This is a genomic window from Massilia phyllostachyos, assembly GCF_021044825.1.
In the GTDB taxonomy this organism is placed as follows: Bacteria; Pseudomonadota; Gammaproteobacteria; order Burkholderiales; family Burkholderiaceae_D; genus Telluria; species Telluria phyllostachyos.
This window is the reverse complement of sequence record NZ_JAJNOC010000012.1, coordinates 115,987-141,502: the sequence shown is the minus strand read 5'-3', so window position 1 is coordinate 141,502 and position 25,516 is coordinate 115,987. Positions and strand designations below refer to the sequence as shown.

General features: G+C 68.9%; 22 protein-coding genes. 6 read left to right on the top strand and 16 right to left on the bottom strand.

Going from position 1 to position 25,516, the window contains the following annotated elements; all coding sequences use genetic code 11:
* The first annotated feature begins 18 nt into the window (after window positions 1-18).
* A complete protein-coding gene (gene prsR, locus LQ564_RS24180) occupies window positions 19-1,377 on the top strand; it encodes a PEP-CTERM-box response regulator transcription factor (protein WP_231060676.1) in 1,359 nt (452 codons plus the stop codon).
* A complete protein-coding gene (locus LQ564_RS24175; RefSeq protein ID WP_231060675.1) occupies window positions 1,377-2,810 on the top strand; it encodes a polysaccharide lyase domain-containing protein in 1,434 nt (477 codons plus the stop codon). The genes prsR and LQ564_RS24175 overlap by 1 nt, the downstream gene beginning before the upstream one ends.
* A gap of 13 nt (window positions 2,811-2,823) precedes the next feature.
* Here LQ564_RS24175 and LQ564_RS24170 read toward each other — a convergent pair whose 3' ends face one another.
* From LQ564_RS24170 to LQ564_RS24150, 5 genes are read right to left on the bottom strand one after another with little or no spacing between them, the layout of a single operon-like run.
* On the bottom strand, window positions 2,824-3,684 hold the full coding sequence (locus LQ564_RS24170; RefSeq protein ID WP_231060674.1) for a hydrolase 1, exosortase A system-associated: 861 nt from the start codon (window positions 3,682-3,684) through the stop codon (window positions 2,824-2,826).
* Complete coding sequence (locus LQ564_RS24165; RefSeq protein ID WP_231060673.1) at window positions 3,681-4,535, bottom strand: hydrolase 2, exosortase A system-associated; 855 nt, start codon at window positions 4,533-4,535, stop codon at window positions 3,681-3,683. The genes LQ564_RS24170 and LQ564_RS24165 overlap by 4 nt, the downstream gene beginning before the upstream one ends.
* Complete coding sequence (locus LQ564_RS24160; protein WP_231060672.1) at window positions 4,535-4,780, bottom strand: acyl carrier protein; 246 nt, start codon at window positions 4,778-4,780, stop codon at window positions 4,535-4,537. The genes LQ564_RS24165 and LQ564_RS24160 overlap by 1 nt, the downstream gene beginning before the upstream one ends.
* Window positions 4,781-4,797: 17 nt before the next feature.
* Window positions 4,798-5,865 (bottom strand): GNAT family N-acetyltransferase, encoded by a 1,068-nt coding sequence (locus LQ564_RS24155; RefSeq protein WP_231060671.1) that lies wholly within the window; start codon window positions 5,863-5,865, stop codon window positions 4,798-4,800.
* Window positions 5,862-7,001, bottom strand: a complete 1,140-nt coding sequence (locus tag LQ564_RS24150) for an aminotransferase class I/II-fold pyridoxal phosphate-dependent enzyme (RefSeq protein ID WP_231060670.1) — start codon at window positions 6,999-7,001, stop codon at window positions 5,862-5,864. The genes LQ564_RS24155 and LQ564_RS24150 overlap by 4 nt, the downstream gene beginning before the upstream one ends.
* Window positions 7,002-7,186: 185 nt before the next feature.
* Between LQ564_RS24150 and LQ564_RS24145 the strand changes: the two genes are divergently transcribed.
* Both LQ564_RS24145 and LQ564_RS24140 read left to right on the top strand, forming a co-directional pair.
* Window positions 7,187-8,749 carry an acyl-CoA ligase (AMP-forming), exosortase A system-associated gene (locus tag LQ564_RS24145; RefSeq protein ID WP_231060669.1) on the top strand — a complete coding sequence of 521 codons (1,563 nt, stop codon included), beginning with the start codon at window positions 7,187-7,189 and terminating at the stop codon, window positions 8,747-8,749.
* A gap of 8 nt (window positions 8,750-8,757) precedes the next feature.
* Entirely contained in the window at window positions 8,758-10,032 is a 1,275-nt protein-coding gene (locus LQ564_RS24140) for a pyridoxal-dependent decarboxylase, exosortase A system-associated (protein WP_231060668.1), read from the top strand.
* Window positions 10,033-10,053: 21 nt separating this feature from the next.
* Here LQ564_RS24140 and LQ564_RS24135 read toward each other — a convergent pair whose 3' ends face one another.
* Window positions 10,054-11,019, bottom strand: a complete 966-nt coding sequence (locus LQ564_RS24135; protein WP_231060667.1) for a glycosyltransferase family 2 protein — start codon at window positions 11,017-11,019, stop codon at window positions 10,054-10,056.
* A 116-nt stretch (window positions 11,020-11,135) separates the two neighbouring features.
* On the opposite strand from LQ564_RS24135, the gene LQ564_RS24130 reads away from it, so the two are divergent.
* Window positions 11,136-12,200: an acyltransferase family protein gene (locus tag LQ564_RS24130; protein WP_307730012.1), complete on the top strand. Its 1,065-nt coding sequence runs from the start codon at window positions 11,136-11,138 to the stop codon at window positions 12,198-12,200.
* Between the two features lie 96 nt (window positions 12,201-12,296).
* Window positions 12,297-13,238 carry a glycosyltransferase family 2 protein gene (locus LQ564_RS24125; protein ID WP_231060665.1) on the top strand — a complete coding sequence of 314 codons (942 nt, stop codon included), beginning with the start codon at window positions 12,297-12,299 and terminating at the stop codon, window positions 13,236-13,238.
* A gap of 22 nt (window positions 13,239-13,260) precedes the next feature.
* On the opposite strand, the gene LQ564_RS24120 is transcribed toward LQ564_RS24125, so the two are convergent.
* The 10 genes from LQ564_RS24120 to LQ564_RS24075 all read right to left on the bottom strand — a co-directional run bounded on the left by LQ564_RS24120 (window position 13,261) and on the right by LQ564_RS24075 (window position 25,486).
* Window positions 13,261-15,012 (bottom strand): asparagine synthase-related protein, encoded by a 1,752-nt coding sequence (locus LQ564_RS24120; protein ID WP_231060664.1) that lies wholly within the window; start codon window positions 15,010-15,012, stop codon window positions 13,261-13,263.
* Window positions 15,013-15,043: 31 nt separating this feature from the next.
* Window positions 15,044-16,519, bottom strand: coding sequence for an MOP flippase family protein (locus LQ564_RS24115; RefSeq protein WP_231060663.1), 1,476 nt, complete (start codon window positions 16,517-16,519; stop codon window positions 15,044-15,046).
* Window positions 16,516-17,775, bottom strand: a complete 1,260-nt coding sequence (locus LQ564_RS24110) for a glycosyltransferase (RefSeq protein ID WP_231060662.1) — start codon at window positions 17,773-17,775, stop codon at window positions 16,516-16,518. Before LQ564_RS24110 ends, LQ564_RS24115 begins: the two co-directional genes overlap by 4 nt.
* A 132-nt stretch (window positions 17,776-17,907) precedes the next feature.
* Window positions 17,908-19,071: a glycosyltransferase gene (locus LQ564_RS24105; protein WP_231060661.1), complete on the bottom strand. Its 1,164-nt coding sequence runs from the start codon at window positions 19,069-19,071 to the stop codon at window positions 17,908-17,910.
* A gap of 55 nt (window positions 19,072-19,126) precedes the next feature.
* On the bottom strand, window positions 19,127-20,587 hold the full coding sequence (locus tag LQ564_RS24100) for a lipopolysaccharide biosynthesis protein (RefSeq protein ID WP_231060660.1): 1,461 nt from the start codon (window positions 20,585-20,587) through the stop codon (window positions 19,127-19,129).
* Window positions 20,577-21,578, bottom strand: coding sequence for a polysaccharide deacetylase family protein (locus LQ564_RS24095; protein WP_231060659.1), 1,002 nt, complete (start codon window positions 21,576-21,578; stop codon window positions 20,577-20,579). The genes LQ564_RS24100 and LQ564_RS24095 overlap by 11 nt, the downstream gene beginning before the upstream one ends.
* Window positions 21,575-22,921, bottom strand: a complete 1,347-nt coding sequence (locus LQ564_RS24090; RefSeq protein ID WP_231060658.1) for a putative O-glycosylation ligase, exosortase A system-associated — start codon at window positions 22,919-22,921, stop codon at window positions 21,575-21,577. Before LQ564_RS24090 ends, LQ564_RS24095 begins: the two co-directional genes overlap by 4 nt.
* The gene (locus LQ564_RS24085; protein WP_231060657.1) at window positions 22,914-23,051 is read right to left on the bottom strand and encodes a hypothetical protein; all 138 of its coding nucleotides are present in this window, start codon (window positions 23,049-23,051) and stop codon (window positions 22,914-22,916) included. The genes LQ564_RS24090 and LQ564_RS24085 overlap by 8 nt, the downstream gene beginning before the upstream one ends.
* Window positions 23,052-23,063: 12 nt before the next feature.
* A complete protein-coding gene (locus LQ564_RS24080; protein ID WP_231060656.1) occupies window positions 23,064-24,263 on the bottom strand; it encodes a glycosyltransferase family 4 protein in 1,200 nt (399 codons plus the stop codon).
* Entirely contained in the window at window positions 24,260-25,486 is a 1,227-nt protein-coding gene (locus tag LQ564_RS24075) for a TIGR04063 family PEP-CTERM/XrtA system glycosyltransferase (RefSeq protein ID WP_231060655.1), read from the bottom strand. The genes LQ564_RS24080 and LQ564_RS24075 overlap by 4 nt, the downstream gene beginning before the upstream one ends.
* Between the last annotated feature and the right edge of the window lie 30 nt (window positions 25,487-25,516).

Genomic DNA, 25,516 nt, shown 5'->3' with positions numbered 1-25,516 from the left:
CAACCATCGAGGAACGACGTGAGCCAGACCAAACCGAAACTCTTGATCATCGAAGACGATCCCGGGGTGCAGAAGCAGCTGCGCTGGAGCCTCGACGCCTATGACGTGGTGGTGGCGGGCGACCGCGAGGCCGCCCTGGCCCAGGTGCGCCGCCATGAACCCGCCGTATGCACCATGGACCTCGGCCTGCCGCCCGACCCGGACGGCTCGACCGAAGGCCTGGCGACGCTGCAGCAGATCCTGGCGCTGGCGCCGGACACCCGGGTCATCGTCCTGACCGGCAACCAGGACCACACCAACGCGGTCAAGGCGATCGCCATGGGCGCCTACGATTTCCACCAGAAGACCACCGACCCCGAGGTGCTGAACCTGGTGATCCAGCGCGCCTTCTTCCTGCACAACCTGCAGCAGGAAAACCGCCGCATGCAGCAGGCGCAAGCCGACTCGCCGCTGGCCGGCGTGATCTCGCGCGACCCCGGCATGCTCAAGGTCTGCCGCAACATCGAGAAGGTCGCCCCGACCTCGGCCTCCGTGATGCTGCTGGGCGAATCGGGCACCGGCAAGGAAGTGCTGGCGCGCGCCCTGCACCAGCTGTCGCCGCGCGCCAAGGAGCGCTTCATGGCGATCAACTGCGCGGCGATTCCCGAGAACCTGCTGGAATCCGAACTGTTCGGCTACGAGAAGGGGGCATTCACCGGCGCGGCCAAGCAGACCAGGGGCAAGGTCGAACTGGCCCACGGCGGCACCTTCTTCCTGGATGAAGTCGGCGACCTGCCGATGGCGCTGCAGGCCAAGCTGCTGCGCTTCCTGCAGGAGCGCGTGATCGAGCGCATCGGCGGCCATGAAGAGATTCCGGTGGACGTGCGCATCGTCTGCGCGACCCACCAGAAACTGAAGGAACTGTGCGCGCAAGGGCGCTTCCGCGAGGACTTGTATTACCGCCTGTCGGAAATCGTGGTGACCATCCCGCCGCTCGGCCAGCGCGAGGGCGACGCGGCCCTGCTGGCCCACCACTTCAAGAACAAGTTCTGCGCCGCCGAAGGGCGTTCGGCGCTGCACTTCGCGCCGGACGCGATCGCGGCGATCGAGGGCTACGGCTGGCCGGGCAATGTGCGCGAAATGGAAAACACCATCAAGCGCGCGGTCATCATGGCCGACGGGAACACCATCGTCGCCGACGACCTCGGCCTGCCGGGCGAGGGCGCCGCGGAAGAACCGATCAACCTGCGCCAGGTGCGCGACGAGGCCGAGTACAAGGCCATCGTCAAGGCGCTGGCGCGGGTCGACGGGAATATCGTCAAGGCGTCCGAGATCCTCGGCGTGAGCCGGCCGACGCTGTATGACCTGATGGCGCGGCACGGCATCAAGACCGCCTGATGCGGCCTCGCCTCCTGTGGCTCGGCGCGGCGCTCGTCACGCTGGGCCTCCTGGCGCTGGCCGCGGCCCTGTTCTGGCTGCAGGGCCAGGGCGTGACCCCGCGCGCGCTGGCGCCCTACCTCGAGCGGCGCAGCGCCGGTCACAATGCGCTGATCACGGGCGTGGGCCGGCGGCTCGCGGACAGCCTGAACAGGCTCGACCGCGGCGCCGCCGGCGGGTATGCCGTGCCGGCGCTGGTGGTCGGCGCCGGGCCCGCGCCGGCTGGTGGCGCCACCGGCACGCCGCGGCCGGTATCCTCGGTCGACCAGCTGCGCCAGGCCTTCGGCGCCGCGGCGCCGGGCGACGTCATCGTCCTGGCCCCGGGCCGCTACCGGATCGTGGGGGCGCTGGAAGCGCGCCGTCCGGGCGCCGAAGGCAACCCGGTGGTGGTGCGCGCGGCGCGCCCGGGAACCGTGGTCCTCGAACTCGACGGCGTCGAGGGCATCCTGGTCGCCGCCCCGTGGTGGCGCTTCGAGAACCTCGACATCCATGGCGCCTGCGCCGTGCCGGCAAGCTGCGAGCACGCCTTCCACGTGGTCGGCCAGGCGCGCGGCTTTGCGGCGGTCAACAACACCATCACCGATTTCAACGCCCACTTCAAGATCAACGGCAATCGCGACGGCTTCCCGGATGCCGGGCTGATCGAATACAACACGCTGACCAACAGCGCGCCGCGCCGCACCGCCAATCCGGTGACGCCGATCGACCTGGTGGCGGCCAGCGACTGGACCATCCGCGCCAACCTGATTACGGACTTCATCAAGGCCGATGGCGACGGCATCAGCTATGGCGCATTCGCCAAGGGGGCCGCGGCGCGCACCCGCTTCGAGCGCAACGTGGTGGTCTGCGAACAGCGCCTGCAAGGCTATCCGGGCGAGCGCGTCGGGCTGTCCTTCGGGGGCGGCGGAACCGGCAAGCCCTACTGCCGCGACGGCCGCTGCATCACCGAACACGACGCCGGCGTCATGCGCGACAACCTGGTGGCGTCCTGCTCGGATGCGGGGGTGTACGTGAACAGCAGCGCGGGCACGCGCCTGCTCCACAACACCCTGCTCGATACCGCCGGCGTGCAGGTGCGCTTCCCGGAAAGCAGCGCGCAGCTGGAGGGCAACGTGATCGACGGCGCGGTGGTCACCCGCAACGGCGCCCGGCTGGACATGGGCGACAACCGCGACACGCCGATCGCCGCGCTCTACCTCGGACGGCACCCGCAGCGCAGCCTGTTCGCCGACGCCGCGCGGCTCGACCTGCGCTGGAGCGGCGACGCGCCGCGCCGTGCGGGAAGCGGTGAGGGAAGCGGCGAGGGAGTCGACCTGTGCGGGGCCGAGCGTCCCGCACGGCCGGCCTATGGCGCCTTCGAGGACTTCGGCGCCTGCCTGGCGCGCCAGCGCTGACTGGCGCGCCGGGTCACCAGCTGTCCAGCCACGCCTGCGTCCAGTTCACCATCTGCTCGTGCCACTCGCGCCGCGAGAAGGTATGGTCGGCCTGCGCCAGGGTCCTGCACTCGGCGCGCGGCGCGTCCAGCAGGGCACGCCAGTGCGGCGCGCGGGCCGTGTCCGCGAATTCCTGCGCGGTCAGGTCGGCGCCCGCCAGCAGCACCAGGATCCGGCCATCGAAGCCGGCCAGGCCCGCATGCAGCCGCTCGGGAAGGGCGCCGCCGCAGGCGCCGGCCGCGGCCTGTGCTTGCGGCGGCGGCGCCAGGGCATTGCGCGCCAGGCCCAGCATCGAACGCAGCGAAGCTCCCAGGTCGAAATGGCCACCCGCCAGCTTGCGCCACAGCGCCGGATCGCGCAGGCGCGCGCCGTAGTAATGGCGCAGCGTGGCGCGCGCGGCGCCCTGTTCGGTGCGCACCCAGGGATTGAGCAGGACCACCCCGGCCACCCGCGCATCCTGCGCCGCATACAGGGCGGCCGCGGTGGCGCCGTCACACAAGCCCCACAGCACCACCTCGCGCAGGTCCGGGACCTCGGTGAAGAAACGGTCGATCGCGGCGCGCAGGTCCTCGGCCACGTCGTCGAAAGCGCGCGCCGCGCCTTCGCTGTCGCCCATGCCGCGGTAGTCGAAACGCAGGACCGGGGTGCCGCTTGCCGCGAGCCGGCGCGCCAGCAGCGTGAACTGGCGATGGCTGCCCGCGCGGTATTGCGGGCCACCGACCACCACCACCACGCCGCGCCGGCGCGGCGCGGCGGGCAGGTGCAGGATGCCGACCAGGGCGGCGTCGCCGCAGGAAAAGGAAAACGCGCTCTCGGTGGCGGCGACAAGCGTCATGGCGCTTCTCCTTGCGCCGCCCGCGCTTCCCGCAGGATGGCGACGCTGGCGGCGAGCAGGGCGGGGCACTCCTCGGTTTCCTGCGCGTTCCAGAACTGCGGCGCGGCCACGCTGTGGGTATGCAGGTCGACGCCCAGCGAGCGCAAATGCCAGGCGGTGCGCGCCGCGGCCGGCGCCAGGGGGCGTTCCGCGGAGGCGACGACGTCGATCCAGTGCACCGGGCAGCCCGTGACGGCAAGGCGCGACACTTCCAGCGCATCGATGGCCATGGCCAATGCCGGGGCCAGCGCATAGCCGGCGATGTCGAGGGTCTCGCCCGCGCGCAGGGCGTCGCGCAGGCTCTCGGTGCCGCCGCGCACGGCGCCATCCTGCAGGATGGCGCCGGCCAGGCGCAGGCGCAGGAACTGGGTCAGGTACGGCGCGCCGGAAGCGACGGGTTGCCACAGCAGCAGGCGGTCGACGCCCCCGCGCGAAGCGGCGTAGTCGAGGGCCAGCGTCGCGCCTAGACGCAGTCCCCACAGGCCCACCGGCAGCCCGCTGCGCCGGCCCAGCCAGGCGCGGGCCGCGGCGGTGTCGTCCAGCCAGCCGTCCCAGCTGGCGTCGGCGAACTCGCCGGCGCTGTCGCCGCAGCCCCCCAGGTCGATCTGCAGCACCGCCACGCCGGACGCCGCCAGGGCGCGCGCGGTGCAGGCCACGGCGCGGCGCGAGCGGTTCAGTTCCTCGGCAAACGGATGCAGGTAGACCAGGGCCGCGCGCGGCGCGCCAGGGCAGGCGTGATACAGGCAGAAGCGCGCGCCGCCGGGCGCGGGCAGGAAGAAGGGTTCCGGGGGCGGCTGCCGGTGCGCCGCCATCAGCCGGCTTTTTGTTCGACGAAGTGCGCCAGGCTGCCCAGGGTGGCGAAGGTGCTGGCGCTGATGTCATCGTCGTCGACGACGATGCCGAAGTGTTCTTCGAGGGCGCCGATGAGGGTGACGACGGCCATCGAGTCGAGTTCGGGCAGGCTGCCGAGCAGGGGCGAATCGGCGGTGAGCGCGGCGGCGGCGGGACCGAGGTTGAGCACGTCGCCCAGGATGGTCTTGGTTTGTTCGAGATACATGGAATGCTCCACTGGGATCAGGATGTCTTGGCGCTGCTCGGGACGGGAGCGGATGCGGACAGCGGGCGCGATGCGAGCAGCGCGCGCAGCCGGCGCAGGCCTGGCCAACGATAATAATTAACATGGTACATAGTGCGCACCTCGTCCGTCCAGCGCAGGTGCCAGTCCATCACCCGGCCGTAGAACTCGATGCGCGCCAGGCGCGCCCCGTCGAACAGGAAACGGCTGGCTTCCTCGCGCATCAGCAGCGCCGGCGACAGTCCGTCCGCGGCGCCCTCGTCGTAGCTGGTCTTCAGCACCACGATGCTGTCCGCGTCCTCCACGCACAGGTCCATCGCGACCAGGCGGTCGCCGAAATAATAGCGGAAAACGCTGGCGCAGCCACGCGCCGCCAGCAGTTCGAGCATGGCGCGGTAGTAGCGGCCCTGCGCATTCGACGGGTGCACCGCCGTGCCTTCGCCGGCCTTCCAGCCGGCCTGTTCGAGCCGGCCGTAGTCCTCGACCGCGCGCGCCATGTCCTGCGGCGCGCGGCTGATCTCGAGGCGCGGCGCGATGCCGTCGCGCGCCAGCCGGGCGCGCTGTTTCTTGAGATTGGCGCGCAGGTTCTTGCCGCGCGCCTGCCAGTAAGCGTCAAAGGGGCCGGCCAGGGTGACGCGCGCGGTGTCGATGTAGTCGAGGGTGTCGAGCGAGGCGCCGTGGTCCGGGCGCGGCGCCAGCGCCGGGTCCATCTGGGTCAGGGCGAACACCAGCGGGAAGCCCGGCAAGGCGCGCAGCAGTCCGGCCAGCAGGGGCGCGAGCTGCAGGTCCGGCCGTTGCAGCCACAGGCCGAGCGGGGCCTGGGGCGGCTGGAAGGTGCTCCAGGAGGCGCGGCCGGCAGGCGCCACCAGAGCCATCGCCACGACCTCGCCGGCGCGCTCGCACCAGGCCAGCAGTTCGCCGCCGGCGCCCATCCGTTCGACCAGCGGCGCCACGAATTCGTAGGACAGCAGGACCGGCGCGCCGCAGCCGGCGTGCAGCCGGCGCCATGACTCGGCATGGGCGGCATGCTCGGAAAAATGGGCGGCGGGGACGGTATGCCAGTTCATGCCGCCGCCTTGCGCACCGCCGCCACCAGCCAGTCCAGCTCCGCGGGACGCAGCTCCTGGTGGCAGGGCAGGGACAGCACGCTGTGCGAGAGCATCGCCGCGTTGGCGCAGGTGGCGGCGTCCACCCCTTGCCACAGGGGGCGGCCGAAGCGAACCACCGGCACGCCGGCCGCGTCCAGGCGCGCGGCCAGGCCATCGGGATCCGCGGCGACCAGCGGGTATACCCAGGGGCAGACGCCGTCCGGCAGGCTGCCGAACAGCGGACGCAGTCCCGGCAGCCCGCGCAGCGCCTCGTCCAGGCGCAGGTAATGGGCGCGCCGCAGCGCGGCGATCCTGCGCCGCGACACCAGCCGCAGCATGGCGCGTGCGAACAGCGAGGAGCGCTTGTCGAGCCAGCGCGGATCGAAGTTGAAACTGCTGTCCGAGGAATCGGGCGCCAGCGCCGGCGCCGGGGCGCCCGCCGGGCGCCGCGATTTCAGCAGCGCCCAGACGGCGCCCTTGAGCCGCATCGGCAGCCACAGCGCGGCGTGCACGGCCGGCAGGCGTCCGTAGGCGAAGCCGCGTTCCAGCGAATTCAGGGCCACCTTGGCTTCGAAGCCGGCGCCGGCCGAGCGCAGCGCCACCGGAGCGAGCGAGGCGTGCGCCGACACCAGCACGCCGCCTTCGTAGACCGGAAAGAACTTCATGCTGCTGGCGATGGCGTAGTCGCCATGGGCGCCGAGCGGGCGGCCGCGATATTCGCCGAAGAAGGCGTGGGCGCAATCTTCCAGCAGTGCCAGGCCGTGCGCATCGCACAAGGTGCGCAGCGCGTCCAGGTCCTGGTGAAAGCCGAAGTAATGGGTGACCATCAGCACGCGTGCGCCGCCGGCCTTGGCGGCGATGTCCGCGAGATCGGCGGCGCCGTCCGGGCCGACCCGGTAGAACACCGGCGTGGCGCCGCGCCACAGCACCGGCGGGATCATCGAGGGGCTGTGCCAGGCCGGCACCAGCACCCGGTCGCCGGGACCGACACCCATCTCGCGCAGGGCCAGGGCGATCGCCACCCGGCCGCTGGTCACCAGGCGGGTGGCGCCGGCGTCCAGCACCGAGCGCAGCGCGGGCGCGCCGCCGCGCCGGAACGAGGCGGACGACAGCACCGGGGCAATCGGGACATGTGGGCGAAGGGGTGGGGAAGCCGGCAGCATCCAGCGAGTATAAACGCAGCAGCGCGGATTGCACCACGCGCGGCGCATGCGCTTCGGGCCAGCAAGCCGGGTCCGCAAACTGATAAGATTGCGCCCTGCGCGCAGCAAGGCGCCTGCCTTCTTACCGAGTTCACGCTATGTCCGACCTGATCCACGATGGCCTCTTCGATTCCGCGCGCCGCACCCCCGACGCCGAGGCGCTGGTGCACGGCGCCCTGCGCCTCGACTACGCCGGCCTGGCGGCCGAGGTCGAGCGCGCCGCCGGGGCGCTGCTGGCGGCCGGCGTGGGGCGCGGCGAGCGGGTCGCGATCTACCTGGAAAAACGCGTCGAGAACGTGGCCGCGATGTTCGGCGCCGCCGCCATCGGTGCGGTCTTCGTGCCGGTCAATCCGCAGCTGAAGGCGGCCCAGGTCGGCCACATCCTGGCCGACTGCAATGTCAGGGTGTTGCTCACCTCGCCGGAGCGGCTGGCCCAGCTCGGCGACCTGGCCGCCACCCTGCCCGACCTGCATACCGTCTACCTGGCCGGCGCGGGGACGTGGGCGCCGCCGCTGCGTTCCTGGGAGGACGCCCTGCAGGCGCCGGCGCCAGGCGCGCTGGCGCGGCGGCGCGCGATCGACGCCGACGTGGCGGCCATCCTGTACACCTCCGGCAGCACCGGCAAGCCGAAGGGCGTGGTGCTGTCGCACCGGAACATGACGGCCGGCGCGCGCAGCGTCGCGAGCTACCTGGAGAACAGCGCGCAGGACCGCATCCTGTCGGTGCTGCCGCTGAGCTTCGACTACGGCCTGAGCCAGCTGACCACCGCCTTCCTGGCAGGCGCCTGTGTGGTCCTGCTGAACCACCTGTTCGCGAAGGATATCGTGAAGGCGGTGGCGGACGAGGGCATCACCGGCCTGGCCGCGGTGCCGCCCCTGTGGATTCAGCTGTCCCGGCTCGACTGGCCGCGCGACTGCAGCCTGCGCTACCTGACCAATTCGGGCGGGGCGATGCCGGTGGCGACCGTCGGGACGCTGCGCGCCGCGCTTCCCGCCGCCCGCCTGTTCCTGATGTACGGCCTGACCGAAGCCTTCCGCTCGACCTATCTGCCGCCGTCCGAGCTCGATCGCCGCCCCGATTCGATGGGACGGGCGATACCGAACGCCGAGATCATGGTGGTGCGGCCCGACGGCGCTCCCTGCGCGCCGGACGAGCCGGGCGAACTGGTGCACCGCGGGGCGCTGGTCTCGCTCGGCTACTGGAACGACCCGGCCAAGACCGCCGAACGCTTCCGCCCGGTCCCCGGCCGGGACCCGGCCCTGCCGCTGACCGAGATGGCGGTGTGGTCGGGCGACACCGTCCGGATGGACGCGGACGGCTACCTGTATTTCATCGGCCGCGACGACGACATGATCAAGGTCTCCGGCTACCGTATCAGTCCCGCCGAAATCGAGGAAGTCGCGCATGCCAGCGGCCTGGTGGACGAAGCCGTCGCCTTCGGCGTGCCGCATCCGGCGCTGGGGCAGGCGATCGTGCTGCTGGCGGTGCCGCGCGAAGCGGGCCTGGCGCCGGAACTGCTGCTCAAGGCCTGCCAGCGCCAGCTGCCGGCCTGGATGGTGCCGGCCCACATCGCACTGCGCAGCGAAGCCCTGCCGCGCAACCCGAACGGCAAGTTCGACCGCAAGCTGCTGCGGCAAGCCTGTCTCGGCCTGTTTGAATGAAAGAGATCATGAATACCCCCACCTCCAGCCCAAACCCCAACCCTGCGGCGCCCGGCGCGAAACCCGTGCATGCGGCGCAGATCCAGTTCCCGGTGGTGGACAACTGCCTGCAGGTCGGCGGCATCGCCCTGACCCGCCTGGCGCAGCGGGTCGGCGCCACTCCCTTCTATGCCTACGACCGCGCTCTGCTGACCCGGCGCGTGGAGGCGCTGCGCGCCAGCCTGCCGGCGCAGCTGGAGCTGCACTATTCGGTCAAGGCCAATCCGATGCCGGCCGTGGTGCAGCACCTGGCCGGTCTGGTGGATGGACTCGACGTCGCCTCCGGCGGCGAATTGCGGGTCGCGCTCGATACCGGCATGGCGCCGCAGCGGATCAGCTTCGCCGGCCCCGGCAAGTCGGAAGCCGAGCTGGCGCAGGCGGTCGCCGCCGGCGCCTGCGTGCACGCCGAATCCGAGCGCGAGATCCGCGTGCTGGCGCGGCTGGGCGAACAGCTGGGCATCGCGCCGCGGCTGGTCCTGCGCATCAATCCCGATTTCGAGCTGAAGGGCTCCGGCATGCGCATGGGCGGCGGCGCCAAGCAGTTCGGCATCGACGCCGAGGATGCGCCGCGCCTGCTGGCGCTGTGCGGCGCGCTCGGGCTCGACGTGCTGGGCTTTCACATCTTCAGCGGCTCGCAGAGCCTCAGGAGCGCGGCGATCGTGGAAGCGCAGGCCCAGACCTTCGAACTGGCGCTGCGCCTGGCCCAGGCCAGCCCGTCCCCGGTGCGGATGCTGAACATCGGCGGCGGCTTCGGCATTCCATACTTTCCCGGCGAGGCGCGGCTCGAGCTGGCGCCGATCGGCGCGGCGCTCGCGGCCGCGCTGCCGCGCATGGAGGCGGCGCTACCCGAGGCGGTGTTCTCGATCGAGCTGGGGCGTTATTTGGTGGGCGAGGCCGGCGTCTACGTGGCGCGCGTCATCGACCGCAAGGTCTCGCGTGGCCAGGTGTTCCTGGTGACCGACGGCGGCCTGCACCACCACCTGGCGGCGTCGGGCAACTTCGGCCAGGTGATCCGCAAGAATTATCCGGTCGCGATCGGCAACCGCATGGAGTCGGGCCGGCGCGAAGCGGTGTCGGTGGTCGGGCCCCTGTGCACGCCGCTCGACCTGCTGGCCGAGCGCATGGAGCTGCCGCAGGCCGAGGTCGGCGACCTGGTGGTGGTGTTTCAGTCGGGCGCCTACGGCCTGAGCGCCAGCCCCGGCGGCTTCCTGAGCCATCCGGCGGCGCTCGAAGTGCTGGTCTGAGCCGCGAGCGCGGCGCCGGCGTCAGCGGGCGCCGCCCTGGGTGGCGTTCCAGAGCGGCGTGCGCACCGGCGGGGGCAGCCTGGTGATCAGCATCTTCATCCAGAACTTGAGGTCGGCGGGACGCTGCCGGACCAGCGTCAGCATCTCCTGCGCGACCGGGAAGTCGCCGCGGCCGAAGGCCACGTGGAATACGCCCAGGCGCCGCTCCTCGATGCCCTTGACGATGATGTCGCGGTAGTTCGCGGCGATCGGATGATGGTGCAGCGCGTGTTCCAGGATCTGGGCGGTGCCGCGCACCATGTGCACCGAATCGGCGGAATCGTTGCTTTCATGCCTGCGGATCCGGACCAGTGGCCGCTTGCACAGCACAACCTTGCCCTTCTCCAGCACGCGCAGGGTGAATTCCCAGTCTTCGCCGCCGACCCGGTTGAAGCGGCGGTCGAAGCCGCCCAGACGCTGGTAGAGCGTCTTGCTCACCACGCAGCCGGACATGAAGAGCGGCTGGTAGGCGACGGTCCGGGCATACAGGTCCGGAATGCCGTACAGGTAGTCGCCCTCGCACTGCGCGCCGTCGAAGAAGCCCGGCGGCGCGCCGGAAAACTTGTCGGGATCCTGGCCCAGCGCATTGAAGGTGACGAAGTTGCTATAGAAGGCCTCGTAGTCCGGATGGCGGCGGAACCAGTCCATGACCGTTTGGGTGAAGTCCGGGGCCAGCAGGTCGTCGGAATCGCACAATGTGATGTAGTCCCCGCTGGCCTCGGCCGCGCCGGCGTTGCGGGCATGCTGCACCCCACCGTTGGACAGGTACATGACCTTGATCCTGTCGCCGAACCCCGCCAGCACGCTTGCCGTGTGATCGGTCGAACCGTCATCGACCACGATGATTTCGTGGAAAGGCTCGCGTTGCGCCAGTGCGCTGTCGATGGTCTGTGCGATCAGGTCGGCGCGGTTGTAGGAAGGTATGACGAGGCTGACGGTGGGAGCCATATCGTGCTCATGATGAGACCGCAATTGCTGGGAACGGCGTAAATACCGTGTTAATATCTTTATTATAACGTTACGCGTTGGAATGCCCGCGCACGATAACGCGGCCTGACACACCGATGCCGGCCGGGCTGACCAGACCGGCGTCGTTTTCGCTGAACACTCTAATTATGTCTGAAAAGTATTTGCCATACCTGGATGGATGGCGCGGCGTGGCAATTGTACTGTTGTTGGTAGGACACTTTGCACCGATTCCCGGATTGGCGATCGGTGCGGCCGGCGTGAATTTCTTCTACGTCCTGTCGGGGCTCCTGATGGCACGGCTGCTATTCGTCGACCAGGTGCCCCTGCCCGTCTTCTACCGCCGCCGCATCGCCCGCATCATGCCGGGCCTGGCGGTGTTCATCGCTCTGGTGCTGCTCGCCTACGCCGCGAGCGGCCGGCCGATTGACTGGAGCGAGGTCGCGACCGCGCTCACCTTCACCAAAAACTATTTCCTCGCCTCTGCGGAAGAGACCATGATGCCCTTCGGGCACATCTGGTCGCTGTCCGTCGAAGAGCACAGTTATATCCTGCTGACCCTGCTGGTTGCCTGGACCAGGATGCGCGCCAGTAGCGGTATCGTGCCGGTGCTGGGAGCCGCCTTCCTGTGCTGCTGCATCGCGGCCGTCTACACATGCCTCTACACCGGCCGCGCACTGAACCTGCGTCTTGCGCAGACCGAGGTGGCTGCCTTCGGCATCTTCTTTTCGGCCGGCCTCTACCTGCTGCTGCGCCGTGTCGGTCTGCCGCGCGTGCACGTGCTGGTCTATCCGGCGCTCGCCGGCGCCGGGCTCGCGCTGCACTGGTGGAGCGTACCCGCCGGCATCCGCGTCCTGGGCGGCGTCGCACTGTTCGGCGTGCTCATCAACCTGCTGGCAGCGGCCCCGCCGGCGCTGTTGCGGATGCTGGCGCATCCCGTGCTGAGGAAACTCGGCCTGTGGTCGTTTTCCATCTATATCTGGCAACAACCCTTTTATTTCCTGGCGCACCGGGGTGAGCTCTCCCACGTCGCCGGACTGGCGCTGGGCATCGGCGCCGGCATCGCTTCGTATTACCTGGTCGAATCTCCGGCCAGGACCTATCTGAATCTCCACTGGGGAAGGAAGGCGGCGCCGGCCCCGGCGGTCAGGACAGCGGCCTGAATGCACCGGCAGCGAATATTGGTTAGCTTTGCAGGATCAATTTTGTGTACATTAGTGTAAGATTGATCCTACATCGCACCCTATTATTCCTTCGCCATGCACGCGTCCGCCCCCAAATTCTCGGTCATTATTCCCAACTACAACAATGCAGGCACCCTGGCGCGCGCACTGGATTCGGCGCTGTCCCAGACCTGGCCGGCGCACGAGATCATCGTGGTCGACGACGGTTCGGTCGACGATTCGCGCGCCGTCGCGGCGTCCTATGGCGACCGGATCGTCTACCTGTACCAGCCGAATGCGGGCGTGTCGGCAGCGCGCAATGCCGGCGTGCGCCATGCCAGCGGCGACTGGCTGGCCTTCCTCGATGCGGACGATACCTTCGCGCCGGAACGGCTGGCTGCGCATGCCGACTGGATCCGGCGCGATCCGGACCTCGACTTCCTGCTCAGCGACCAGGATTTCCGCGCGCCCGACGGCAGCTTCCTGCACCGCTCGATCGATGCCACGCCATTCGGGCGTGCGCTGCTCGAACGCCACCGGGGACAAGCCGAGATCGTGCTCGGGGAGGACGATTTCGGGCCGCTGATCGGACATGGCTTCGTCGAGATCCGCACCTTGTCGCTGCCGCGCCACACGTTCGAGCGGCTCGGCGGCTTCCCGCTCGGGAAAAAGATTGGCGAAGACGTACACCTGATGGTGCGCCTGTGCGCCGCCAGCCGCCGCGCCGGCGTGGTCACGCAATCGCTGGCCGACTACTATCTCTATCCTGCCAGCGCCATCCGCAAGGACGTGGCCGGCGCCCAGCGCGCCAGCGTCAGCCTGTTCGAAGAGCTGCTGGGAGAACTGGCCGGCGCCTCGCCCGGGGTGCGCGCAGGGATGCGCGAGAAACTGCGGCAGGCGCGCCTGAACATGGCCTATATGCACTTGCGCCAGGGCCGGCGCCGCGCGGCCGTGGATAGCGTGCTGCCGCTGCTGCGCCCCCTGCCGCGCTGGGGCTCCCTGTGCGACGTGCTGTCGATCGTGCGCGGCATCCGCTGACGCCGGCTACTCGCCCGCGGCCCTAGGCGGCCTGGCCGTCGTGCGCCGACTCCTGGGTGCGCGACCAGTAGCGGTGGTAGACGCCGGCGGTCTTGATCAGATAGCTGTAGTCGCGCACGCCGGCGCCGGTCAGCAGGCTGGCCAGGCGCAGCGTGCCGCGGCTGATCAGCTGGCCGGGGAAGCGCGCCGAGGACAGCATGCTGTAGCCGCTGCGTGCATGGCTGCGCCGCATCTGCGCATACATCTTCTTGTCGTAGTAGACGTCCCACTGGTATTTCAGGCCAGGAGGGCTCGGCAGGGTGCACGGGATGTGGCCCGGATAGGCCTGCCACGGAATCGAGGTCAGCGCGTTCGGGAAATGCGCCATCCAGTCCATGTAGAAGCGGTGCCCCATCAGCCACGCGTTCGGCAGGCGCAGCACGCTGTCGAGGAAGTCGGCGTCGAAGAAGGGCAGGTGGAATTCGATGCGTTCGAGGTCGATGTCCTCGAAGTGCTGCGCCAAGTGGCGGCGCTGGTCGTTCAGCATCAGGAACAGCTGGAAGCGCCGGCCCTGGTCGGGTCCTTCGAGGGCCGCCAGTTCCTCGGCCACGCCCTGGTGGGTGAGGTTGGCGATGCTGCCGACCACCGAGCGGCGGAAGATCCGCTGCGGCACACCGCGGGTGAACAGCGTGATCGCCTCGCTAGTCGCGCCGCGCTCCATGGCGGCCACGATTTCGGGAGTCATGTAGACGTAGCCCAGCCCGACGCTGCCGCCGTCGCCGGACCACAGCACCGGCGCCTTGCCGGCCGCCGTCAGTTCCGGGTAGGTCTGGCGGATCCAGGCATTGACGGCGTCCTTCCGGTAGCCCTGACCGACGTTGTCCGCATTGGTCTCGATCTGGGTGTGCGTCAGGCCCAGCTGCTCGGCGACCAGCCTGGCGAAGACCTGGTCCTGGCTGCCGTCGGGCGCATAGTTCACGGTGCGCACGTCGCAGTCCAGCGCCGCCAGCCCGCCGACGATGACGCGCGAATCGAGTCCGCCGCTGAGGAAGGCCGCAGCCACGCGCTCGCCGCGCTGGCGCCGCACGATCGCGGTCAGGAAGGCGTCGTAGGCACGTCGCGCCGCCGCCTCGTAGCCGATCCCGTCGAGCGGCCCGTCCCAGCGCCAGTACTGCTCGCGCTGCACCCGGCCGTCCGACAGGCGCAGCGCTTCGCCTGCGCGCAGCATGGCGATGTTGCGAAACGGCGTGCGCTCGCCCAGCGCATAGCCGAGCGCCGCGATCTCGGTCACGCCACGCATGTCGAATTCCTTCGGCACCTCCGCCAGCGCTTCGAGAATGCGCAGCGCGCTGGCGAATACGACGTACTCCGGTCCGGCCCAGACGTACACCGGACGCACCCCGCATTTGTCGACGAACACCGTCATGGTGCGGGTGGCGGCGTCGTAGTCCACGCCGCAGAAGGTGCCGGCGGCCTGTCGCAGCGCCGCATGCGGGGTGGCCGAGCGCAGGCTGGCGGAAATCCGCGCCAGGTCCGCGCCGCGCTCGTGGCCGTCCCCATCCGCGCCCAGCATGGGTTCGCCCGCCACCACTGCGAAGCCGGCTTCGCCCCGGTCCAGCGCGCCGCTACCGGCGAAGGCGCCGATGTCGACGCTGACCACGCAGGCGCTTCCGGCATCGAACCGCAGCGGGCGATCCGCCGGGGAGCGCGAGACATGGGTGCGCAATCCGTCGAGCAGCGCCGCAGGCAGCTCGACTCCAGGGTACAAGGCAAAGGCGCCGCAAAAAATCGTCATGGTCGTATCGTTGAAGAGATGTCGTTACAGGTCAGGTGAGGCCGGCCTTGGCCGGCCTGCGGATGCCGGCGATGGCAAGCAGTTCGCTCAGCATGGCGCGGTTCAGGAACCAGGTGCACGTCAGGTAGCTGGCGGCCCCGAGAGCGGTCAGCAGCGCCAGCAGGCCGCCGTGTCCGATGCGCCCGTCCAGGCGCAGCCCGGCCAGCAGCAGGTCGGCGCCGGCGACCAGGGCGAACATCAGGGCGGTGCAGGCCACGGTCGGCGCGAGTGCGCGCGCCAGGGCCGGCACTTCCATGCCGATCAGGCGGAAGGGAATCGCCAGGTTCGGGTACAGCAGCAGCAGCGAGGTGAGCGTGAAGCCGGCGGCGACGCCCACGATGCCCCATTTCAGGCCCGCCGCCAGCCCGGCGAAGACGATCAGGTTCGACAGCACGCCCCAGCGCAGCTGCAGGCCGGTGTGGCCGGTGGCGATGTAGATCGAGCCGGTGGTCGTCAGCACCGAGCGGATCGCGGCCAGCGGCGCGAACATCGCCAGCAGCGGAATGACGGGCGCCCAGGCCGCGCCGAACACGGCGAACACGAAGTGCTCGCGCAGGGCCAGCAGGCCGAACATCATCGGGAAGGTCACGAAGGCGATGGCGCCGCCCACCCGCAGGAAGGCCTGGCGGAAGCGCGGCAGGTCGTCCTGGGCGCGCGCATAGTAGGGCATCATGACCCGCCCGAAGACGGCCGAAATGGCCTGCATGGGGAAGGTCATCAGCTTGTATGCCAGGTCGTACAGGCCGAGCGCCTCGGTGCCGAGGAAGCGGCCGATCAGCAGGTTGTCGAGGTTCTGGGCGAAGTAGTAGAAGATGTTGTAGCCGGCCAGGTTCAGGCTGTAGCCGGTGATGCCGCGGATCTCGCTCCAGGCGAACATCAGTCGCGGGCGCCAGGGGCTGGCAAACCAGGTGAACAGGGTGCCGAGCGCCGCGTTGGCAACGACCTGGTAGACCAGGCTCCACACGCCATGTCCCAGCAGGGCTGCGCCGATGCCGATGGCGTAGGACAGCACCGAAGCCGCCAGCTCGACCTTGGCCAGGCGTTCGAACGCCATCTCGCGGGTCAGGACCGAGGTGTGCACGATCGACAGCGAGGACAGGAAGAAGGACAGCGCCATCACCGCGATCACCGGCTGCACCCTGGGTTCCTGGTAAAAGGCAGCGACCAGCGGCGACAGCGCCAGCATGACCAGGGTCATTGCCAGGCCGAAGCCGCAGTTCAGCCAGAAGACGCTCGAGAGCAGTCCGGGACGCGGCTCCTTCTCGCGCACCAGCGCTGCGCCGGTGCCGAGGTCCTTGAAGATGTCCACGAAGCCGAGCATGACGCCGGCCATCGCCACCAGCCCGAAATCGGCGGGGGCCAGCAGGCGCGCGAACACGATGTTGGCCGCCAGGCCGAGCAAGCGCCGGCCCATGGTCGACGCCGAGGTCCACTTGATGCCGGAGACGACGCTGGTCTTCGAGCTCATGCCTGCCGTGCCCCTTGTGCGGCGGCATCCAGCACCAGGGCAAGTTCGCGCGCGCGGTTGCGGCGCGACGCCGAGCGGATCACCTCTTCGCTGGCGACCTTGGCTCTGCCTTTGGCGATGCATGTCAGAAAGCGTTCCAGAGCGGCCGCGATGGCGTCGGGCGAATCGATGTGCGCGATGTCGTTGCAGCCTGCCTTGCCGAGCACGCGCGCGGTTTCGCCGGCCGGGTCGAGCAGGCCGATGATCGGTTTGCGCGCGCGAAAGTATTCGTAGAGCTTGGCCGGGATCTGGGCATTGAACGGCGTGCCCTGGAACACCATCAGGCCGTCGGCCGCCAGCATTTCGCTGACCGCCTCGCGATAGGTGACCGGCGCTGCGACTTCGACCAGGTCCGCTACGCCGGCGGCCGCGACGCAGGCGCGCGTGCCGTCCAGGTCTCCGGGAGCACGCAGCACCACGCGCAGCGTGTCCGGCGTCGCCTTGCCAGCTTCCTTCAGGTGCGCCAGTGCCTGCAGGAAGGGCGCAGGATCGCGTCCGTCCTGGTACAGCACCCCGCTGTGCAGCAGGGTCAGGCGCCGCGAAGCGTCACCGGCGCCGGCCGGCGCCGCGGGCTGGGCGTCGAAGATGTCCTCATCGTAGCCGTTCTCGATCACGCGGAACTTGGCCGGCGAAACATCGGGAAAGCGGCGTCGGTAATCTTCCATGGCGCCATGGGTGGTGAATACGGCGGTGGTGCAGCGCATCACCGCCTGCCGCTCGATCCAGCGGTACATGCGGCGCTGCATGGGAATGACGGGGTAGGACGGCTGCATCATCGGATCGCGGAAATCGGCGACCCAGGGCAAGCCGGTGATCCGGTGCAGGACTAGCCCAATCAGGTGCGCCGTCGAGATCGGGAAGGTCGACCAGATCACCTCCGGCTTGTAGCGGCGGATCAGCGACAGCCCGGCCGGAATCGCGCCCAGCGCCCAGCTGGTCCAGCGGTCTGGCAGGGCCGTGAGCGCCAGATAGCGGCCCTTGTAGCCCAGGTGGTGCTTGGCGTCGAGAGCGAATGCGCGGCGCACCACAATGTCCTCGGGAATGCTGGCCAGCTGCGAGGGATTCTGCTGGCTGTAGGCGCGCGGGTGGGCCGACAGCACCAGCGGCTCCCACGCGAAACCGCCCAGGTATCGTGAAAAACTCAGGGTGCGCTGGATGCCGCTGCTGGCGGCCTGCGGTGGAAAATGAAAGGCGATCAGGAGAACACGTTTATTCATAATTTGTTTCCAGCGCTGATATCCACCAGGATGGCGCGTTCAGCTCACGAAGTCGGCAACATTGTATTATCGCTTTGTTACAATATAGTTGCCACGAAAACAATGTTTCATATTGTTTCCAGGCGTTCCGCTTCATGTGACGAGGCGGCGCAGGATGTCCGCGACAGCGCCGGTATGCGCTTCGATCGAATAGTGCCGGGCGGTGTGCGCCGCCTGTCGCGCCATGCGGCCGGCCCACTCCGGCTGGTCGAGGATGCGCAGGATGGCGCCGGCCAGCAGGGCGGGATCGCGCGGCGGGATCAGGAGGCCGTCGTGCTCGTGCGTGATGACGTCCAGCGGTCCGCCCTCGGCCGATGCGATGACCGGGCGGCCGACCGCCATGCCCTCGAGGAAGGTGCGGCCGAACGGCTCCGGCCTGGTCGACGCATGCACCACCACCGAACTGAGGGCCAGGATATCCGCCACGTCGCTGCGTCCGCCCAGCAGCATCACGCGGCCCGCCATGGCGGGCGCCGCAACCTGGCGCGCGATGTCGCGGGCGAACAGGTCGTCACGCCCGTAGGCCGCCCCGACCAGCAGGATGCGCGCACGCGGGTAGCGCGCGAACAGCCGGGGCGCGGCCTGCAGCAGGATGTCCTGCCCTTTCCAGTCGATCAGGCCGCCGACCAGGGTGATCACCGGGGCGTCGGGCAGCAGGCCTAGTTCGGCGCGCAGGACGGAAGACGGCTGGCGCGGGGAGAACTGGTGCAGGTCCAGGCCCTCCGGCACCACGGTGCATTTGTGTCCCGGTACCCCGAGGCGCAGCAATTCTTCCTTCACGGCGTTCGACACGGGGATGCAATGGTCCAGCCATTTCAGCACCAGCCGGTTGACGCTGGTGTCGCCGTGGAAGCCGCGCGCATGCAGCACCAGCGGCAGGCCGGCCAGGCGCGCGCCGAAGGCGGCCGCGAAGTTGCAGCTGGCGTCGTTGTTCAGGTAGACCAGGCGCACCCGTTCAGCGCGGAAGATGCGGTAGTAGCGCAGGGCGCTGGGCAGCACGTTGAACAGATTGTCGATCATCGACGCGAACGGCACGCCGCGGCGGCGCAGCGCGCTGTGGTCGACCAGTGCGCGCGGCGCCAGCTGGCGCCAGCGCCCGAAGCGCGCCAGTTGGCGGTAGGGTTCCGTGCCCAGCCCGCTTAGAAGGACCGGCGCATAGCGCCTGTCGAGATGGGGCAGCATGGCGGTGAGCGAAATGATCGCGCCGCCGTAGCCGGCGCCGTTTTCGCAGAATGCGATCGGAAGATGCTCGCTCACTCGGTGTCCCGCATGTACATGGTGGGTTGGGAGTCTGGTCGGGAAGGACGCAAGGTCAGCTCCTGGAAAGTATGCGTGCGCTCAGCCACAGCCTTGCCTGCAGCAGATGGTCGCGGATCGGATGGCGGCACCAGAACACGCCCGCCAGCCAGCCCGCCAGCGCGCCCAGGCCGCCCAGGATGGCGTCGACCAGCGGATAGCCCGAGCCGCTGTCGAACAGCATGACCAGCAGCGGGCCGGCGACCGTGAAGCCGGTCACTAGGGTGCTGCGCAGCGTGGCGCCCAGCACGTGGCGGACGGTGATGCCGGTCGTGCGGTGCAGCAGGGGCGATAGCAGGGCAAAGGCGGCGGCTTCCGCCAGCACGGTAGCCGCCGCGACCTGCGCCAGGCCGAACGTGCTGGCGGCGAGGATCGCGGCGACCCGGACCGGCTGGGTCAGAAGCTGGAGCTTGGTCACCGCTTTCACATGGCCGTTGGCAATCATGACGTCGCCCGCGAACATGGTCAGCATCGACAGCGCGCCGGCGGCGCACAGGATCTGCACCAGGGGCACCGAGGTGTCCCAGTTGGGGCCATAGAAGGTGCGCACGATCGGCAGCGCCAGCACTGCCAGGGCGCCGAAGAAAGGCCAGGCAACGCCGGTGATGTAGATGATCGCGGCGCGGTAAGGCTGGACCATGTCGCTGGACTGGTGGCGCAGAGCCGAGAAATAGGGCAGCACCAGGGGGCCGACCGCGCCGCTGATCAGGTTCTTGAAGATCTGGACGAAGCCGTTGCCCCGGCTGAAGTAACCGGTCGCTTCCAGGCTGAGCATCTTGCCGATAATGACGTCGTGGCTGTTGTTGCCGGCAACGTTGGCCAGGCTGCCCAGGCTGGCGATGCTGCCGAAGCGTAGGATGTCGCGCAGGTCGCGGAAACGCGGCAGCAAAGGAATCCCGGGGCCGCGCAGCAGGGCCGCGATCACACCGTACATGGAGATGCCGGCCAGGTTCGACCAGGCCAGCGTCATCGCGCCGAAGCCGTTCAGGGCGAGGATGGTCGAGACGATGGTCGCGAACAGGCCGCTGCCGATCTGTACCGTTGCCACCTTGCGCATCGCCATGTCGCGCCGGTAGATCGCGTTCACCACCGATCCGAACGGCGTGACGGCGAAGCTGATCGACATCACGGCCATGATGTCGGCCAGGCGCGGCTCGTCGTAGAAGCGCGCCACCGGATGGCGCAGCGAGAACAGCACCAGCGCCACGGCCCAGGCCAGCAGGATCGCCGCGCCAAGCGCCGAGCGGATCTTTTCCGGGGTCAGCTCCGGCTCCTGGATCAGGTATTTGGTCACGCCGAAATCGCGGAACACATGCAGCAGCGCCATCAGGAAGGCTGCCACCGAATAGATGCCGATTTCCTCCGAAGTGATGATGCGCGCCAGGATCATGACGCCGACAAACTGGATGAACAGGTCGGTGTACTGGGTGACGAAGGCGATGCCGAGGTTGCGCTTGATTGCGGTATCAGCCGGCATCAGGACCTCCCTGGACCAGCCAGCGCAGCAGGCGCAGGCCGAACATCAACGGATTGCGGTCCCAGGGACGGCTGCGCGGCAGCTGGAACCGGTCCTGTTCCGGCGTGATCGCGCCGACGGCGGTGGTGAAGGCGGCGTCGAAGCCGGCCTCGCGCACCATCGCGACGTGGCGCTGGTCGAAGTCCATCCCGACCTTCCCGTTCGGATAGGCAAACAGGCGCACCGGTTTGCCGAGGATGGCTTCCAGCTGCTGTTTGCCGGCCACGATTTCGCTGCGCGCGGCGCTATCGTCGAGGCTGGTGAGGATGGGGTGCGTCACGGTATGGGCGCCGATCTCGATGCCGTGGCGGTCGAGGTTCAGCAACATGTCGCGGGTCAGCATTAGCTCCGGGGTCATGGTGTCGCCGGCCAGGGTCGACAGCCGCTCGATCACGCTGCTGCGCTCCGGCGGCGGCAGGTACTTGGAGCGTTCCGTGAGGACGCCGATGGCGGCCATGCGGTCGTCCAGGCTGCGCAGCGAATACGCGCCCAGGCCGAGGTCGCGCAGGTCGAGCGGACCGTCGGGCAGCATCCGGACCGCTTCGATGATGCGGTCGTTCCACATATTGCCCTTGTCGACATGGCCGCTGGTGACGAACACGGTGGCGGGCAGGCCGAAGCGGCGCAGCACCGGCAGCGCCAGGTCGTGGATCGAGCGGTAGCCGTCGTCGAAGGTGATGCACACCGCGCGCGGCGGCAGGCGCTTGCCGGCCTCCAGGCGCGCAACGGCTTCGCGCAGGGGCAGCACGTGGAAGCAGCGCGCCAGCACTTCCATCTGCCACTCGAAGGTGACGACGTCCGGCTCGGAAGCGAGCAGGGGATGGTGCACCGGCAGCACCCGGTGATAGTTGATGATGCAGCAGCGATTGGCCGCCGGGCCGGTGGCCAGCAGCGTCCCCAGCATCCGGATCGTGCCGCGCGTCAACGGCGATACCTGCCTGGTCTGCCTCATACGGGGACTCCTGCCAGCTTGGGCACCGGCGCCGCCGGCGCCGCCGCACCGAGCACGGCGGGCATGATGCGCGCTTCCAGCACGATCGTCAGTCCGAACAGCGTGAAGATCAGGTCGAAATAGGCGAAACTGAGCGCGGCGCCGCCGAGGGCGAAGGCGAAGATGCTGAGCTGCAGCATCGATGCCAGCGAGCGCAGCCAGGCCGGCCCGCCGCGCAGGCGGGCGGCCCTGGCGACCTTGCCCGCCTTGCGGTAGGCGCCGGCCAGGCAGAACAGGTAGATACCGAGCCCGAAGAAACCGTGTTCGCCCAACACCTGGAAGTACACGCTGTGGGCGGCGCGCGCGAACTGCGTCGGCGGCAGCGAGTCGCCGGTATAGAACCAGGAATAGGAGAAGAAGTCCTTCGACAGCTCCAGCCAGTTCGGCAGGTATTCGAGCGACTTGAAGCCGCCGCCGAAGAAGGGGTTCTGCGAGGCCATGATGAAACTGAGCTTCCATGCCACCACCCGGCCCATGAAGGAGGCATCCTCGCCGGCGTCGTTGATGGTGTTGATGCGAGAGGTCCATTCGGACGAGACGATGTGCGACAGGCCGATGGCCAGCGCCACGGCCAGCAGGCCGAGCAGGATCTTGCGGTCGCTCTTGAGGAATAGGTAGCCGCCCAGCGCCAGCACGGCGATGAATCCGCCGCGGGACTGGGTGCCGATCACGGCCGTCACCAGCAGGCACATGGTGCCGATTAGGCCCAGGCTGATCACCCGCGAGCGCTTGCCGTACTCGCCCAGCAGGTAGACGCAGATGGGCAGCGTCATGACGAAGGCGACTGCCAGTTCATTGCGGTCGCCCAGCACGTGGCCATCCATGCCTGCGATCATGTGGCCGCCGCCGCTGGCGATGAACTTCAGCGCTTCGAGGTTGCCGTAGAAGCCGACCGACAGGACTACGCCCCACAGGATGGCGTCGACGTGCAGCTTCTTCTCGACGATCAGGACGATGAACACAAACAGCGCGATGACCTTGGCGAAGCGGCTCCAGATCTCCCACGCGATATCGGGACGGCTCATCGCCATCGTGGTGCTGACGGTGGTCCAGACGAAGAACAGCAGCACCATGACGCCGACTGCGCCGAAGTGCACCTTCGGTTTGTTCTTCTGGATCAGGTAAGTAAAGATCGTGATGCCCGCGAATAGCAGGTTGTAGCGGATGCTGCCCGCGATACCGTACACCCAGCCATTGGGAAAGAACAGCGCTGTCCATGGCCACATGGCCAGGGCGATGAAAGGCCGCTGCAGCATGGCGTATAGCAGCACCGGCAGCACGGCCAGCAGGACCAGGTCACGCATTGTTCGCTTCCTGCCGCGCTTCGGTCGGCTTGCCCTTCTCGTTTCCAGACTCGGCCTTGTCGGCGCGCAGCGCCCACAGGCACAGGTAGGCGACCGCGACCAGGTCCAGTGCCCAAATGATCGATTCCATCCTTGAATTCCTTTATCGTTCGCTGCCCACGACGACGCCCTGCGCGTCCGGATGGGCCGCGCGGCGCGCCAGCACTTCGCCGAACAGGCGCAGTTGGCCGGCGCTGGTGTCGTCCCAGCTGAAGCCTTCGGCATAGCGGCGCGTCGCGGCGCGTTCAGGGTAGTTTTTGCGCAGCGCATCGACGGCGTCGGCCACGCCCTGCGGACTGCGTTCGCGCATCAGGACGCCCGCTTCCGGCGCCGCCACCACTTCGGGCGTGCCGTAGACGCGGCTGGCGACCACCGGGGTGCCGCAGGCCATCGATTCGAGCAGGACGTTGGCCCAGCCTTCGCGCGAGGAGGCCAGTACCAGGGCGTCGGCATTGTTGTAGTGCTCGCGCAGCTGGGCCTGCGGCACGGCGCCGAGGAACTGGACCCGCGTTTCCACCTTCAGTTCGCGCGCCAGGCTTTCCAGCATGCCGCGGTTCGGTCCGTCGCCGGCCACCACCAGGCGCGCATCCGGCAGCAGGGGCAGGGCGGCGATGATCAGTTCCTGGGCCTTGACCGGCACCAGGTGGCCGACGGTGAGCAGGGTGAACGAGGTATTCGGGGTGCGCTCGCCGGGGCGGAACAGCTGCAGGTCGACGCCGTTGCGCAGCGAGGTCACGCGCTCGCCCGGCACGCCCAGGGCGATGACTTCCTCGCGCAGGGCGTTGCAGACGGTGATGACGGCGTCGGCGCGCTTCGCCGCCCAGGTGATCATACGGCGCGGCAGCGCGTACTGGGGCAGCAACGTGATGTCGGAGCCACGCGCGGTGATCACCAACGGCTTGTTGAACCAGCGCGCCAGCATGGCGGCGGCCACGCCGTCCGGATAAAAGTAATGGGCGTCGATCAGGTCGAAGTCATAGCCTTCGTCCAGCAGGCGCGCGATTCGCGGTCGCGCCGCTTGCGCCAGCAGGAAGGGCGCGACGTTCATGCCGACTTTCGGGATCACCGGGAAGCGCGGGTGCTCCACTTGCAGGCCGTGGCGCACCTCGCTTTTCGGCACCTTGGCCAGCCTGGCATAGTCGCCGAAGCGCGGATGCTTCGAGGGGAACCAGCCGATCGGCGCGACCACGCGCGACTCTACCTGGCCGCTGGCGACCAGGTGGCGCAGGCGGGTCTCCACGAAGATCCCGTGGCCCGGCTTTTCCGTATTCGGGAACAGGGTGCTGAACGTCAGGATCTTCATGCCGCCTGCGATTCGGTGACGCGGCCGGTCAGGCGGCCGTAGATGTTCTTGTAGCGGGCCACGCTCACCGGCCAGTTGCGTTCGGTCTCGACGTATTCGCGTCCTGCCGCGCGCAGCGCCGGCCAGCGCTCCTGGGCGCGCAGCAGGGCGCCGACCTTGTCGGCCAGCGAGCTTGGGTCGTCGGCCTTGAACAGCACGCCGGTCTTGCCGTCGGCGATCAGTTCCAGGTGGCCGCCGACGTCGGACGCGGCCAGGATGCGGCCCTGGGCCATCGCTTCCAACGGTTTCAATGGGGTGACCAGGTCGGTCAGGCGCATCGACAGGCGCGGATAGACAAGCACGTCGAGCAGGTCGTAGTAGGTCTGCACCTGGTCGTGCGGCACGCGGCCGGTGAACACGACCTTGTCGAGGATGTTCAGGTCCTTGGCCAGCTGGCGCAGCTGGGCGTCCTGCGGGCCGCCGCCGACCAGCAGCACGCGCAGGTCGGGCAGCTCTTGCGCCAATTGCGGCACCGCGCGCAGCAGGATGTCCAGGCCCTCGTATGCGTAGAAGGAGCCGATGAAGCCGATCAGGCGCGAGCCCTGCAGGCCGAGCTTGGTCTTCAGCTCCTGGTCGGCGCTGCCGCCCACCGAGAACTTGTCGATGTCGACGGCGTTCGGGATCACGGTGACCTTGTCGGCCGGGATGCCGCGCGCGACGATGTCGCGGCGAAGCCCTTCGCAGATGGTGGTGACGGCATCGGCGCGCTTGAGCGCCCAGGTTTCCAGCGCGCGGGTGGCGCGGTAGCGCAGGCCGTTCTCGCTGCTGGTGCCGTGGTCGACCGCCGCGTCTTCCCAGAAGGCGCGCACCTCGTAGACCACCGGGATGCCGAAGCGCTTGCCGGCGCGCAGGGCCGCGACCGCGTTCAGGCTGGGCGAGTGGGCGTGCAGCACGTCCGGCTTCACCATCGGGATGATATCAAGCAGGCGCTTGGTAAGGCCGTCGATGACTTCCTTCTGGTTCAGCACCGGCAGTTTCGCCAGCGCGCTCTTCGAAGCCGGCGTGCGGTAGAAGTGCAGGCCGTCCACGGTTTCTTCGAGCGCGTCGCCCGAGTGCTGCTTGGATCCGGTGACGTGGAAGGTCTCCCAGCCGAGCGCGCGCTGTTCGCGCAGGATCGAGCGGGTGCGGAAAGTGTAGCCGCTGTGCAGGGGGATCGAGTGGTCGAGGACGTGAAGGACGCGCATGTTCTTGTGGTTCCGGTTGCGTATTGCTTG